A 14,459-nucleotide genomic window follows, 5' to 3' on the forward strand; every position below is an offset into this window, starting at 1 on the left:
AATATTCAAATGTGTGTTAACTTTTAAAATATTAAATAATATTTGATCTAACAAATTTGTATTGTGTGTGTGCAAGTAATATTAATTTTTAAAAATGAGATTCTCTCTCAAATTTTAAACATAACTTCACGTATAGTATGCACACCAAAAAATATGACGAAATAGAAAGTTAATGTTGTATTAGATTATAATCCTCTTTTCTGACAAAAGCAATAATTACCATGGTGATTATATGAGATTCAATTTATTTACATAAAAAAGGGGCAAATTCATGTTTTCAAAGAGACAGATATCTGAATTATTTTTATTGTCTGTCATCTTTCTGATTATTTTAGTCACCGGATGCACAGACAACAGTACAGTACAGTCAGGCAACGGTAACATCAACGGTGAAAGCCAGATCAAAGTTGCGGTTTCAATACCTCCACAAAAAGAATTTGTCGAGAGTGTGGGCGGTGAACTAGTTGATGTTTTACTCTTTGTTCCCCCCGGCGCAAGTCCGCATACACATGAGCCTTCACCGGAGCAGTTAAAGGAATTGTCCAAAGCTGACATTTATGCAGAGGTTGGTTCAGGTATTGAATTTGAACTTGCATATATGGATAAACTAAAGGGAATTAATCCTGGGATGAAGATAATTGACTGTTCAAAGGGAATTGATCTGATATATGGTGATACCGGAAGTCAGGGGGATGGTTTTGGAGATCCTCATATCTGGCTGTCGCCTAAAAATGCGAGGATAATGGTTGAAAATATCTGTGAGGGCCTTTGTGAGTTCAGTCCGGAAAATGAAGAATATTTCCGTAAAAATTCAGAAGAATATATTTCAAAACTTGACATGCTTGATAAGGATATAACCATGGAGCTTGAAGGTAAAAATGGCGAAAAAATAATGGTTTATCATTCTGCATGGGCTTATTTTGCAAAAGACTATAGTCTCATTCAGGTACCTGTTGAAACTGAGGGCAAAGAACTGACATCAGGGGATATTTCTTCTCTGATAGAACAGGCCCGGGCAGATAACATATCTGTCATATTTGCATCCCCACAATACAGTCTGAAAAGTGCAAATGTGGTTGCTGACGCGATTAATGGCAGGTTGGTTTTGATAGACCCGCTTGCAGAGAACTATTCTGAGAATATGGCCGCAGTTGCAGGCGCTTTTGCGGAGGTCTGAAAAATATGGCAAACACTGCGATAAATATCAAAAATATTACATTTGAGAGGAACGGACAAAAACTTCTTGAAAATGTTTCTCTTTCAATATATGAGGGCGAATTTTATGCAATAATCGGTCCGAACGGTGGAGGCAAGACAACTCTTTTAAAGATAGTGCTCGGGCTTTTAAAACCTTCATCGGGAATAGTTGAAATCTATGGGGAGAGTCCTGAGAAAAATCGTTACATGCTTGGATATGTCCCTCAGTTTCATACTTTTGATTTTTCCTATCCTGTCAGTGTCAGGGAAATGGTACAGACCGGAAGGCTTGGACACATAAAAGGTATTCACAAAAAGTACTCCGAAAATGACAGAATCCTGGTGGATGAAGCATTAAATGACCTTGGTATTCTTGATTTGGCAGACCGAAGTTTTGGCGAATTATCGGGCGGTGAACAGCAAAGGGCAATAATTGCAAGGGCCATAGTTGGTAATCCCCGTGTTCTTCTGCTTGATGAGCCGACTGTTTATGTTGATTCTCCCACTGAAGAAAAATTTCTGGATATATTGCATGAACTTCATAAAAAGATGACAATAGTGCTTGTAACACATGATATAGGGGTACTGGCTTCGGGTGTGGACAGGGTTGCATGCCTTAACAGGACGCTTTTTACCCATCATACAAACGAGATTACTGAATCGATGCTCCAAAAGGCCTACAAGTGTCCTGTTGACCTGATAGCACACGGAGTACCGCACAGAGTTTTCCGGGAGCATGAATGATTTGTGGTGGTGACTGAACCGATGCTTTCTGTTTTGGGATATGAATTCTTCAGAAATGCCCTGTTTGCAGGTATCATTGCAAGTATGGCATGCGGTGTTATTGGAAGTTTTGTTGTTGTAAAAAGGATGGTTTCATTGTCAGGAGGAATATCACATGCTGCTTTTGGCGGTATAGGTCTTGGGTATTTCTTTGGCTTTGATCCAATAATCGGTGCAACTGGTTTTAGCATAGCAACTGCGGCTTTAATCGGGCACATAAGAAATACTGCACATCAGCACATGGATACTCTTGTAGGTTCGGTATGGGCTGTGGGAATGGCGCTTGGAATTATGTTTGTGTATCTGACACCCGGGAATGCGCCTGATCTTTTTGGTTATCTCTTTGGAAATATTCTCCTTGTGCCTTTTAATGACATTTTAATAATGGCCTTCCTTGTTGCGCTTATTTTTCTGATAGTATTTTTATTTTACAATCAGATTCTTGCCGTAACCTTTGATGAGGAGTATGCGGATGTTATGAACATCCCTTCAGAAAAAATTATGATCCTTTTGCTTGTGTTAATTGCTCTGACTGTTGTGATGCTGATACAGGTTGTGGGTGTAATTCTTGTAATTGCACTGCTCACACTCCCTGCTGCAATAGCGCGTGAGTTTACAATGAAGATCTCCCATATGTTTTACATATCATCACTGCTTGGTGCGGTTTTTACAACGTCAGGCATCTTTCTCTCATACCTTTTGAATGTGCCATCAGGTGCAACAATTATTCTTTTGAGTGCTGTTGTGTACATAACTGTCGTGGCAATGAGAGAAGCCGGTTTGAATTTTCCGGCAATCTGAATTTTTTTGTTTTTAAACGGTAATAAAAATATACTCCTCTGAAATATTTTTTTAAAAGAAAATTTGGCCAGTATTAAGATGAATTTATTTGAAGGTTTTTTGACTTTAATCTTCTTCATCCTCTTCATCGCTGAAGACTATCTGATTCCATTTTACCCTCTGCCATTTTCCGTTTTCAATCCTCATTATATCAAATGCAGGCGGTATATCTCCGTTTTCATCAAAAACTTTCGGGCCGCAGAGTCCCAGGTACCTTATCCTCTTAAGGGCACTGCTGATTTCAGGCCCTTTATAGCCTCCTGCTGATATTGCCTCGGAAACAATTGCCATAGTGTCATAACCGTATGAAACAGGCCAGTTAATTCCGGTTCCATATTCAGATTCATACCTTTTGATGAACGATTTTGACTGGACCTGACTTGACTGCATAAGTCCGGCAATTCCTTCCGAATATTTTCCGACAGAATCGGGGAGTTCGTCATTTACAAGGCCCTCTGAACAGAACCATTTGACGTTTACGCCGTTATTTTCTGCTTCCTTTAGAATAATCCCTGCATCTTCAACTGTTCCAATTAATACGACTGCATCGGGTTTCGTATAGATGATTTTGTCAATTAATTCTGAATATGATTTTTCACGTGGTTCATAGCTTTCAATTAAAACAATATGTCCGCCGGCTTTGGGGAACCAGGTTACAAATGAATTCTTAAGTTCACGGCCGTAGTCGTTGTTGAGGTATAATACTGCGGCTGATTGCACATCCGGGTACATTGTGGGAAGAACTTTTGCCATCCCTTTGCCCTGATAAATGTCGGAGGATATTGTCCTGAAAAAATAATCCTTATACTCGGAAAGGTTGGGGTTTGTTGCAGCCGGAGATATGATTACAACTTTTTCTTCTTCTGCATAAGGTGCGATTGTAAGGGCAGTTGTACTTGAAACAGGGCCTATTATGACCGGAACACCTTTTTCTGCAAACTTTTTCAATGCGAATAAGGCCATGTTGGGATTTCCCAGGTTGTCAAAATATTCAACACTCAAAGGAGTGCCTTTGATTCCTCCCTGTTCATTGATATCAGAAACAGCCATATCAATTCCGCGTTTAATTTCAATGCCGTATGTCTCCATAGGTCCTGAGAGTGGCAGTATTGATCCAACAACGATCTCATCGGGGAAATCCCCGGGCGGCGGGCCGAAGTTTGTTGAGATCATAAAAAATGCGGATATTAATATTACTATCAGAAATAATACTGTTGAAATGGAGATTTTTCTGATCATTTTTTATCTCCCTTGTTCTCTTTTTTGGATATTTTGGAATTTTTTCTGAAAATTTTTTCTTTAAGCGAAGTTAATCCGGTACCGGCTGATATTTCATAACCTCCTTCCTTTAGGAAATATACAAAGATCAAAACCCCGGTCATGTTTACAATTGTCATTGGAACAAAACTTGTTCGCAACAGATTTTTCAGTGTTTCAAATTCAGGTTTCAAAATCAGTGGAAGTATCACTAAATTGAAGATTTCTATTGATAATACCATAAATACGGCCTTTGAATATGTAATTCCTCCCCTCCAGTATCTGGTAAAGTATCCTGCCAGAATACCTGCCACAATTGTTGAAAGTGCAAAAATAAATGAATGATCTCCCTCGTTTTGCATTATGTAAAATCCGCCGATTAAACCTGAAAAACCACCTGCAAAAGGTCCGCAAATAATTCCGGCAATCATCGGACCGACATGACCTGCACTGATTATAACATTAGAATATGGTATGCCACGCAATGCCCCATAGACTGATATTCCTCCGAATATGAGGATAATCCAGATAAGGTCGTATCTCTCCAGCTTTTTTTGGATACACTTTTTGAAAAGATCAGTTCTCATGAAGATGTATACGGGGACAATCAAAAGAACAAGCCTCTCAATTAACGGAAGACCCACTTCAATTAAAGAGCCCTCCATTAAAAGTGCCATCAAAAGAAATGCGGAACTGCCAAAAATCATTACCAGAAGCCACAGTCTGCTGCCGCGTGAATATGCGGGAAGGGTAAGATCAATATATATTGCCATGAAACCGAGAAGAGCGAACATAATTGATGCCATCGCGGCAACGTAATGGATGACTTTGGTAGGGTCTCCCATAATTATTGCAGAGATTATGATTGCCGAAAATACTCCGAGAAGGATTCTGTAAATTTTCTTCTCATCAAGCTTTGTTTCGGTGGATGATTTTATGATTGATGATATTGCACGGGCACGACCGTCCATTCCGGTAACGGTTGCACCAAACATTATCAGATATCCGAATATAAGGAAGAAAACAGTTCCATATGGTATGTTGGACAGAACATAAAGGGTCTGGACAATAAGTGTGTCAATCGTCAGTTCCTCACCATGTCCCAGGAATGAAACGACAAATCCGCTGACACCCAGTGTCATGAAAAGAACTGTAATTACCGCAACAAGGCCGAATGCAAGAATCAGATCAAGATTAACACTCAGGATATATTTTTTAAAGTATGTCTCTCCGTGTTCCCCCCTGCTTTTTTCATTCAGCCATACGGAATATAGGAGAAGATTAAGACCTGAACCAATTGCACCCATCAGAGCCATTATTGGCAGTATGGAATCATGAGGAACTGTTGGAATAAGTCCGAATGCAACTGATTCCATTGGGATTCCAAACTCAAGAAGACAGTATCCTATTCCTATAAAAAGGCCGATTGCAATAGCAATCACGAGTTTTTCAACTCTTTCATAAGAATCCTTCCACAGCAGGAACATGACAATTGCAAGAGTCATTATTGCTATGAGCTTTGAGAAGTAGACTCCCGGAAGGTAATAATCCAGGAATATTGAACCAAACAGAAGCATACCGCCAAAACCAAACATCTCAAGGAGGTAGATGACTGTAACGAATATAACAGTCCAGTTCTTTGGTCCCGGTATCTTTTTTAGTCCCTCAAAAATTGTTTCTCCTGTTGAAAGGGTATATCTGGCAATTCCATTTGTGAATGCAAATTTGAACAGAAGTGTTACAAGAATTACCCAGATAAGGTCAAAGTGAAAGTGTGCTCCGATCTCAACTGCCTCTGCAATTCCGCTTTCTCCCGAGGCGGCAATTGCGAGAAGAAGTCCGGGTCCGATGAATTTGAATTTGTCAGAGATGTCTTTTGGTATGTAGCTGGCGAGTATTTTACGCATGGATTTCAACTTTAAGAAGATTTATTAAAATTATTTAATTCAGGCAGTTTTAATTGCTTTTGATTTGCATTTTGAAAATTATAATATGATTTAAAAGTGATTTTAAAATAAGAGATGTCTTTATTTCCACCAAATATTCTGTTTAAATAAACAGAATGCTTTTATTTTATCCATAATATTTGAAAAGAAGTTCAGTGGCATTCCTGACGTCATTTCCATCCTTTCTAACTCCGGCAAGGTATGCATTGAATATCTGATCGGTTATCACGTGAAGATTTGGTTTATACATGTCAGCATGCATCTGGAGATCAAAAGATCTGGCCTCGCTTTCTGTCAGTTTTAGTGATCTGTACTCTCCTGTATGTGGGATGTAAGTCGGATTTTCATCCATTGGTGTTTTTAGCACCAGATCGGCAAGAGGCGTTTTTGGAATAGGTTCTGCAATAGAAACAAAACAATCATCCAGACAGTGTTCTGCAATAAAGTCCTTTGTTGCCTGATAATCTTCTTCTGTTTCATATGGATGGCCTACAATGAAACTTCCGGCAACTTTGAGTCCGTGTTCCCTGCATGCAAGTACTGCTTTTGATGCATCCTCTGCCGATGCTCCCTTGCCCATGTGCTTTAAGACATTGTTGCTTCCTGATTCCAGACCAAAAAAGACCCAGCCAATTGAATAATCCCTTATTGCGTCAAGGACTTTATCAGAGATGCAGTCAACTCTTATATCGGGTGAAGAAATGTTTTTGCTGCCCATTATCTCAGCCATTCCCTTTAACAGACTTACAAATGCATCCTCGTCAATATGGCCGTCTTTGTAGTTGTAAAGAGATCCTGTTCCACCGGATACTGAAAGGCGTTTTGCACCGCGTTTTTTAAACTCCCTGACTTCTTTAAGTATATCTTCAAGATCCCTGCTTCTAATCCCGCGACCGAAATATCTTGGGACCTGGCAGAATGTGCAGGTACCTGTACATCCCCTGTGTGTTTCAATATATGCCGAGGCACCTCTGATGTCCTGTTTTGCAATGTCTGTTGGTATCAGGGGCACTGGTCTTTTCATAGATGCGGGCACTGCCGGTGTATTTATTATGATTTCACCGTTTTCATCATAATAGGAAAGACCCGGTACATCTTTTGAAATGCCTGATTCTACAAGTTTCAATATAGATCCCTCACCCTCGCCTGTCAAAACAGCATCGGGACTGAGTTCTCCGAGGACAATCTCTGGATATGCTGACACCGGACCTCCGATAAATACCTGACCGCCTTTTTTCCGGTGATCTTCAATAAATTCCTTTAAAATGGGAGATCTCAGGTGAAGTGTCGAATAAAGGCTCATCATAACAGTGTCTTTTGGACGTGCCGAGAGTTTATTTTTGATCGAAACATCGTATCCTTTGTCTTTTAAAATGCCTCCTATAAGCATTGCTCCATAGGTGTATATTTCAGGAGAGATAACGGTGAATTTCATAAGACTGTACATTTTTTTGTTTTATACAGGCAAAAATCTGATTGATAGAATAAGAGTTAAAAAAATTTATTGAGAGGATCACTCTCTCTTTGATTTAAACACTGCAAGGCCGATTCCTGCAATTAAAAGGCCGGCTATTGCTGCAAACGGAATGGTTCCTGACTGTGTTGGCTGGGTTGTGGGAACAAGTGATCCCTGCACTGTTGAAGTTCCGCCTGAATTTACAGTTGCTGTTGTTGTTGAATCCATATATCCTGTTAATCTGAATGAAACAGAGTATTCTCCTGCCGGAAGAGACAACTGGAAAGGAGTAATGCCTTTGTATTCATTGTTTATGTAGACATTTGCCCCTGTGGGTGTTGATGAAATATCCAGAGTGCCTGTTCCTGCCGGTGGATTCACCGGTGTTAGTGGAAGTGATACTGTTGCTGTTCCTCCTCCTGAAACTGACACTGAGGTTGCTGCATCCTTATATCCTGAAAGCTTCAGTGAGATTGTATGTGTGCCTGCAGGTACGTTTCCGATAACATATGTTCCGGAGTATGGTGTGACGCCTTCATACGATCCGTCAAGATAAATGTAAGCCCCTCCCGGAGTTGATGAGACGTATATCGAACCCTTTGAAGGGCTTGGAATTGCTGTAAGTGTTTCTGAGACTCTTGTTGTCTGGCCCGGATATACGTTAACCTGTCCTGACCATTCATTATAACCCGCTTTGTTGAGTTCAACCACGTGGGCACCTTTTGTGACACCGGATATTGTTGAAGGTGTGAGTCCCTTGTAATTGCCGTCAAGATAAATTGTTGCACCTGATGGTGATGAAGCAATTGAGATAGTACCATGGTCATTGACTGGAATAAGTGTTGCAAACACGTTTACCTGGCTTCCTGCAACTACACTTGCAGAAGATGCCCAGTTCTGGTATCCTGATTTTATGACTTCAACATTGTGCTTGCCTGTTGAAAGACCCCTGACTGAATGCGGTGTTATTCCAACGTAATTCCCGTCAACATAAACCTGTGCATTTGTTGGTGATGAGTCTACGTATAATGAACCTGTTGTTGGTCCCGACGGGTTTAAAGTGAAGTAATAATCAACTGTCTGACCTGCACCGGGTATCGAAACACTGACGGTGTTGCTTGTCTGATAACCTGACTTTGCTGCATATGCAGTACTTGGCATACTTGAAGGACTTCCATCAAGGTAAACGGTGTATGTGAACTGTTGGTTTACTGTTGTTCCAACCGGATTTCCATTAACATAAATTGTTGCGCCGTCCACGTTTGTGTGGAAGGTGAGCCAGCCTATCTGGTTTCCGAGCGGTTGCTCTGCTGCACCAGGGGCGATGGTTACTGCTAGTATGGCAAGGAGTAATATCCCGCCGGACAACGCTTTACTGAATGACATAATAATCAAATCACTTCTATAACTTCTCTCCTTTTTAATGATTTTGTCTTTGATTTGCAGTATCTGTATTTAAATCCGGAGTGCAGCGTTAAATTGCCGGAAATAATAATCAGAATTTATTTTTCAAAAAGACGAATTAACAGGAAATTATCATAAAATTATTCGAGAATATCTGTAATTAAAAAAAATAATATTCTATATATCTGTTTTAAAAAAGAAGTTTTTAAAATAAATGTTATACGTACTGCCCTGATGAGATATCACCCGGGTAATTTTCAAAACAAATGAGATTTTAAAAAAATTCAGAATTTGTAATTTTTTTTGCATTTATTTATTACAAATACTGAAAATACAGCTGCAAAAATGAGTAACCATATAGGAAGTGGTGACTGCTGCATTTTTTGTTCTTTTACATCAATGATTTTTATTTTTGTCTCCGAGTATTCACCCTCTCTTAGTCCGTCAAGGTTTCCGGGGTTTAATGATGAATAGATTGTATAAGTGCCGTCTTTGAGTCCACCAACAATTAGTCCTGTATCCCAGTTGTAATCCCAGCCAGGGCCTGAGAGGTATATTTTATGGTATGGAATTTTTGCATTCCTCACATCCCCGACAAGAGGCGTCCCTTTATCAGGAAGATCAGGGCCTGTCATAAAAAGATAAACCGCAGGGGCACTCTGCCCTCCCACTTTCCCGGATATTGCTATAATATCACCTATTTCAGCAGTATTTTGGGAAATTTCAATAGTGGTTTCTGTTGTGGCGGCCGCCTGCACTGATGTAATTACGACCCCCAGTAAGAGAATAAGTAGTATTGTCTGAATTTTACCTGTCATAGCAATAGTTTGTATTTTAAACCGGTATTAAAAATTAAGTTTGTCAATTATCTCTGAAATTATTTTTAAAAAAGTATAATACTCTTTTTCCGACAGAATTACGCTTTTGATATATATTATTAGGTTCTTTTTGTAAAAGAAAATAGATGCGTGGATTTAAATATATCTCCAGTGAACTCCACAAAGGAAGACTCGAAGCACTCACAGACGGTATTTATGCTATCGCACTTACCCTCGGGGTGCTTTCAATAGATGTTTCAGATCTCCCCACAGGAACTACGGTTGCAAATCTTGGAAATTCCCTTATACGTCTAGAGCCTCAGATTTTTCATTATGGTATTGCTTTTTTCATTCTGGCATCTTTTTGGATGGCTCACCACAGACAGACGAATTATATTAGATCTGTTGATGAAATCTACATATGGCTGAGTGTAATTTCATTGTTCTTTGTATCTTTAGTGCCTTTTAGCGTTCAGCTCGTTGGTGACTACCCTGCTTCTTTCCCGGCAGTATTTATCTACAGTCTGAATATGTTTTTAATCGGGTTTTTAAACACCTGCGGGTGGTATCATGCAACAAGAGATCACCGGCTTATAGTTGATGACTTTCCTGAATCCAGGGTTGTGAGGTCTGTAAAAAAAAGTCTGACAGTGCCTTTAATTTCCGTATTTGTGATCATATTTGCACTGTTTGTAAACCCACTATATTCTACGGTATTTTATTTCCTTATACCGGCAATTGGTTTTTTGATAGTTTATAAAGAAAAAAAAGGAAAACAGGAATAACTTAAATTTTTACCTCTGGTATTGATAATGCAGGTTAGTGGCAGTAATATATAAAAATTAATTTTTACAAGAATATTATATTCTAGTTATTTTTATGTTAGTTTTCTGGCCGCCCTTTTTGCAAACATTGTTGTGAAATATGACAGTAATACTCCCAGCGAAAGCATAGCTGCAAGTATTGCCCAGTGTTGTGGCCCTATTGAGCCTACTGAGAGTCTGACTATTATGTTTGCAGTATTAAGGGGCATTGCAAGTGCAAAGATTATTACAACAACAATTGCAGTTGAGAAGATAAACTGTGCATTTGTTCTTTCAGTATATCTCAGGGCAGTAAGTGCCCCGATCAGTATCAGAATAAAAGATCCTATGCTTACATGGAGAAGTATTGGAATTGCTCCCTGAACTGTAATTCCGTTTAGCATTAATAACAGAATCCACCCTGCCGACTGTAAGGGCACAAGAATAAAGCAGGCAAGGATTTTTCCCCATAACATGTCCGTAAAGGATACGGGTGTGGACATGAGTGTTAAAAGAGTGTTTTGCTGGTACTCTTCCGTTATCAGATCGATTATAAGGGCTCCGGATATTATTGCCGGCATGAATACAAGAAGCGGTATTAAAAGGCCGTAGACAAATTCAAAAAAGTCGCTTCCGGCAGAAGAAGGCGGCAGAACAATCGTCACAGGTTTGTGTACAAGCCGGTTGCCTCTTTCTTCCCTGAGTCTTTCCTCATAATCCAGGAAGACATCCTTTAGTTTTACATTGACGATGCTTGACTGAATGTCATTCTGGATTGTATAAAGTGTAATTTTGACAGGATTTTCAGAATCCTCAGCAACATTCGGCATCCATATAACGGCAGAGAGTTTTCTCTCCTTTAAAGACTGTACGGCAGAGGAGAGATCCATTTCATAGACGACAAAGTCATTGCTGTCCTTTAGGTATGATATTACTGCTGAGGGGTCTCCTGAATATCCGACAGGATATTTTACAGTTGAGTATTTGCTTATTGCGTCAGGATTGTACATCGAGGTAAGGCCTACCAGAAGGAATGATGAAAACATTGCAATAAAAAGCTGGAGAAGTATTGCAAGAATTATTGTTTTTTCACTCATCAGACTTCTAAGCTCTTTTTTTGCAATTATTTTGGAATATTTTGCATTCATTTGAAATCACCCGCTCCAGCCCAGAATAAAGTAGAGGTTGTATAATGTATGCACAACTGTGGAGGCCATCAGTGCAGGAATGTAAAATTTTCTGCCTCCGGCTTTTAGAACGGCTGTCGTTGTCAGTACCCCGATAAAGTGGAGAGACAACGGTAGCCATAATACCTGCAGGCTTGTGAATAAGACAGCACCGAATATGGAGTCTGAAATCTCGGCAAGTGTTGCAAACAAAAGCAGCTTTTCGCCGATCAAAAATCCGAGAGCAACTGAAAATGATGCAAGGATAATATTTTTCAGGTTGAAGTATTCGGGTCTTTTTGAAAAAACTGTATATATTCCTACGGATTTTGCAAACTCCTCGATGAATGCCGCACTGATAAGGAGAAATATCAGGGAGAGCGGCATTGGGAGATTGAATAAGAGTACAAGGAGCATCAGCTGTGCCATGAATACAAATGGTATTGTAAATATGCTGATCCCAAAAAATGAGAGGTTCGTTCTTTTTTTTGAGATTACTGTTTCTGTAAACTCTCTTAATTTCGGCATAAGTTTGTGATAATTAAACAGACCTTCTTCTTTGTAGTTTTTAGCGGCAATATAAAAAATCACGGCGCTTGTGAGATAAAAAAGGGATGTTGAATAGATGTAGTCAAAGACAGTGAAACCGTCCCCCTGCATCTGATAGATTACAAGAGTAAGGGGCGAAATAAGACTGACAATGTGAATATTTGCAAAGATACTCGGGAAAAAAATGTATGATGTTGCAACAGTTGAGAAAAATATCGATATAAATGAGAGTTCCTTGAAGCTTCGTGAAACCATCCCTATGAGCAAAGCAAAGGCGAGGAAAAAGAGAATTACAGGAAATATTGGCAAAAGTATGATGAAATTTCCGCTTGTCATTGCAGTGAGGATTACTGCAATTACAATCATCATCAAAAGATAAGGGAGACCTTTTCCAGCTATTATTGCCCAGTTTTTGACTGGTGTTGCAAGGAGGGCCTCTCCGCTTCTTTCTATTCTTTCATTCATAATGCTCATCATAAAAAACTGTGATGTGAAGTACAGCGGAAATATGAATACAAAAACCAGTATTATCGTGTCAAACGGCAGCGGCGGGGAGAGCTGTGCAGGGGTTTTAAATTCTGATGTGACTCCTGAGGGGGCCAGTACATCTGTATATCTGCTCAATCTTGTATCGGCATTTTCTCCTGTAATTAACTCTGTTCTGAGTTCTTCTTTTGTGATGCCTATATCTGCTCCCGGTGGTTCCACATATGCAGGTACTTTTTCAGGTACGGGGTTTACATTCGGGTTTGGGGGTGCTATTGCTCTTTCGCCGCTTTGTGTTGCAACAAAATCGATCTCACTTTTGACGTAATTTTCCTCAATCCAGAGTGGGTATGCCGCAAAAAGATCCTCTTCCCTGTTGTAAATGATGGTTTTATATCGTCTGTAATCATTTTCAAGAGCCTTAAGTGCGGCAAGACCTTTTTCAGTATTTGATGCGTAAACCTCATTGTCGGAGATGACAAGATCGAAACCTGATGATGTGGGTAGTGAACCTTTGGGAATTTTATAAGCGGAAAAGCGAGGGTCTCCTGCGATTATTGAAGCTGACGAATCGGAATCCACCGCGACAGAATACATGTCATCCTGCATATGAATTCCGCTCTGCTGGGTCAGTCCGGTAGCGGCGATTAACAGTATAAACAAGAGCACTGCTATTGGCAGCACTTCTTTGCTCATTGTGCCTGTAAAGCGTTTAATCTCCCACTTTGCAATTGTAAAAATCTGGTGTCCTGTACTTGTCATCCGCTAAAAAATCCCGATATTCTTTTTCTTGAATATGAATTAATGCTATAAGAAAGTTTATCTGTAAAATTGATGATAGGTATCACTTGAAAATCTATGATTCATGCCCGTTCTATTGTCAAAAATTATAATGGATTTACTGCACTGGATGATGTCAGTTTTGATCTTGAAGATTCAGGAATTTTTGGGATTGTCGGGCATAACGGTGCGGGCAAAACAACTCTTTTAAAGATAATGTCTGGTCTTTTGACCCCAACGTCAGGAGAACTTTTAATTGACGGAATTGATGCCGTAAAACATCCGGATGCATTGAAATCAAGACTTGGCTATCTGCCAGAGGAGTCGCGTCTTTATGAGAATATGACAGTCGGAGGATATCTTTCTTTTTTTGGTGAGATATACAGGATGTCTCCGGAGGAAATCAGGAAAAGAAGCCGTGACATTCTTCATAAACTCGATCTTGATGCCGGGGACAAAAAACTTGGTGAATTATCAAAGGGTATGAAAAGGAAGGTTGCAATTGCAAGGTCGCTTATACATGATCCGTCTTTTCTTGTCTATGACGAACCAACTTCCGGCCTTGATCCGATGACTTCAAGATATATTAGTCAATTTCTCCGTTCCATTAAAAAAGAAGGTGAAAAAACTATCCTTCTCAGCGCACACAATCTCTATCAGGTGGAGGAACTCTGCGATAAAGTACTGATCCTTCAAAGAGGAAAGAGACTGATGTTCGGCTCGATGGACGAACTTAGGGAAAAATTTGGTTCTGTTACATATGAGATAGAATTTGTTGTCAGCGACAGAAGTGTTTTGAGAGGTGTGCTGGACAATTACGAGGAATCCGGAGGTGTCATATCGGCAAAGGTTGAAGATGTGGATTCCCTCAATGATCTGACAGCGATTATTGCCTCGGAGGGTGGACGTGTTAAAAGAATAGAATCTCATTATCCAAGTCTTGAAGAGATGCTTATGCAGATCGGAAGATAAAC

At 39.8% G+C, this 14,459-nt stretch carries 12 protein-coding genes; 5 read left to right on the forward strand and 7 right to left on the reverse strand.

Annotated features, from left to right (window positions below; genetic code table 11):
* The first annotated feature begins 271 nt into the window (after nt 1-271).
* Genes F1737_RS01995 through F1737_RS02005 form a run of 3 tightly spaced genes read left to right on the forward strand, consistent with a single transcriptional unit; the run spans nt 272 to nt 2,781 of the window.
* Nucleotides 272-1,177: a metal ABC transporter solute-binding protein, Zn/Mn family gene (locus F1737_RS01995; RefSeq protein ID WP_317137111.1), complete on the forward strand. Its 906-nt coding sequence runs from the start codon at nt 272-274 to the stop codon at nt 1,175-1,177.
* A gap of 5 nt (nt 1,178-1,182) precedes the next feature.
* Nucleotides 1,183-1,941 carry a metal ABC transporter ATP-binding protein gene (locus F1737_RS02000; protein ID WP_317137112.1) on the forward strand — a complete coding sequence of 253 codons (759 nt, stop codon included), beginning with the start codon at nt 1,183-1,185 and terminating at the stop codon, nt 1,939-1,941.
* A 3-nt stretch (nt 1,942-1,944) separates the two neighbouring features.
* Nucleotides 1,945-2,781 carry a metal ABC transporter permease gene (locus tag F1737_RS02005; RefSeq protein WP_317137113.1) on the forward strand — a complete coding sequence of 279 codons (837 nt, stop codon included), beginning with the start codon at nt 1,945-1,947 and terminating at the stop codon, nt 2,779-2,781.
* 105 nt (nt 2,782-2,886) lie between these two features.
* Here F1737_RS02005 and F1737_RS02010 read toward each other — a convergent pair whose 3' ends face one another.
* The 5 genes from F1737_RS02010 to F1737_RS02030 all read right to left on the reverse strand — a co-directional run bounded on the left by F1737_RS02010 (nt 2,887) and on the right by F1737_RS02030 (nt 9,701).
* Nucleotides 2,887-4,059, reverse strand: a complete 1,173-nt coding sequence (locus F1737_RS02010; RefSeq protein WP_317137114.1) for an ABC transporter substrate-binding protein — start codon at nt 4,057-4,059, stop codon at nt 2,887-2,889.
* On the reverse strand, nt 4,056-5,984 hold the full coding sequence (locus tag F1737_RS02015; RefSeq protein ID WP_317137115.1) for an Nramp family divalent metal transporter: 1,929 nt from the start codon (nt 5,982-5,984) through the stop codon (nt 4,056-4,058). The genes F1737_RS02010 and F1737_RS02015 overlap by 4 nt, the downstream gene beginning before the upstream one ends.
* A gap of 166 nt (nt 5,985-6,150) precedes the next feature.
* Entirely contained in the window at nt 6,151-7,470 is a 1,320-nt protein-coding gene (locus tag F1737_RS02020; RefSeq protein WP_317137116.1) for a methyl-coenzyme M reductase glutamine C-methyltransferase, read from the reverse strand.
* A 66-nt stretch (nt 7,471-7,536) separates the two neighbouring features.
* Nucleotides 7,537-8,865: a PEGA domain-containing protein gene (locus tag F1737_RS02025; protein ID WP_317137117.1), complete on the reverse strand. Its 1,329-nt coding sequence runs from the start codon at nt 8,863-8,865 to the stop codon at nt 7,537-7,539.
* Nucleotides 8,866-9,167: 302 nt separating this feature from the next.
* Nucleotides 9,168-9,701 (reverse strand): hypothetical protein, encoded by a 534-nt coding sequence (locus F1737_RS02030; protein WP_317137118.1) that lies wholly within the window; start codon nt 9,699-9,701, stop codon nt 9,168-9,170.
* 146 nt (nt 9,702-9,847) lie between these two features.
* Between F1737_RS02030 and F1737_RS02035 the strand changes: the two genes are divergently transcribed.
* On the forward strand, nt 9,848-10,486 hold the full coding sequence (locus tag F1737_RS02035) for a TMEM175 family protein (protein ID WP_317137119.1): 639 nt from the start codon (nt 9,848-9,850) through the stop codon (nt 10,484-10,486).
* Nucleotides 10,487-10,578: 92 nt separating this feature from the next.
* Here F1737_RS02035 and F1737_RS02040 read toward each other — a convergent pair whose 3' ends face one another.
* Complete coding sequence (locus F1737_RS02040) at nt 10,579-11,652, reverse strand: ABC transporter permease (RefSeq protein WP_317137120.1); 1,074 nt, start codon at nt 11,650-11,652, stop codon at nt 10,579-10,581.
* A 6-nt stretch (nt 11,653-11,658) separates the two neighbouring features.
* Nucleotides 11,659-13,467, reverse strand: a complete 1,809-nt coding sequence (locus tag F1737_RS02045) for an ABC transporter permease (protein WP_317137121.1) — start codon at nt 13,465-13,467, stop codon at nt 11,659-11,661.
* A gap of 96 nt (nt 13,468-13,563) precedes the next feature.
* On the opposite strand from F1737_RS02045, the gene F1737_RS02050 reads away from it, so the two are divergent.
* Nucleotides 13,564-14,457 (forward strand): ABC transporter ATP-binding protein, encoded by an 894-nt coding sequence (locus F1737_RS02050; RefSeq protein WP_317137122.1) that lies wholly within the window; start codon nt 13,564-13,566, stop codon nt 14,455-14,457.
* Nucleotides 14,458-14,459: the final 2 nt, after the last annotated feature.

It is taken from the genome of Methanoplanus sp. FWC-SCC4 (genome assembly GCF_032878975.1).
GTDB classification, from domain to species: Archaea; Halobacteriota; Methanomicrobia; order Methanomicrobiales; family Methanomicrobiaceae; genus Methanochimaera; species Methanochimaera problematica.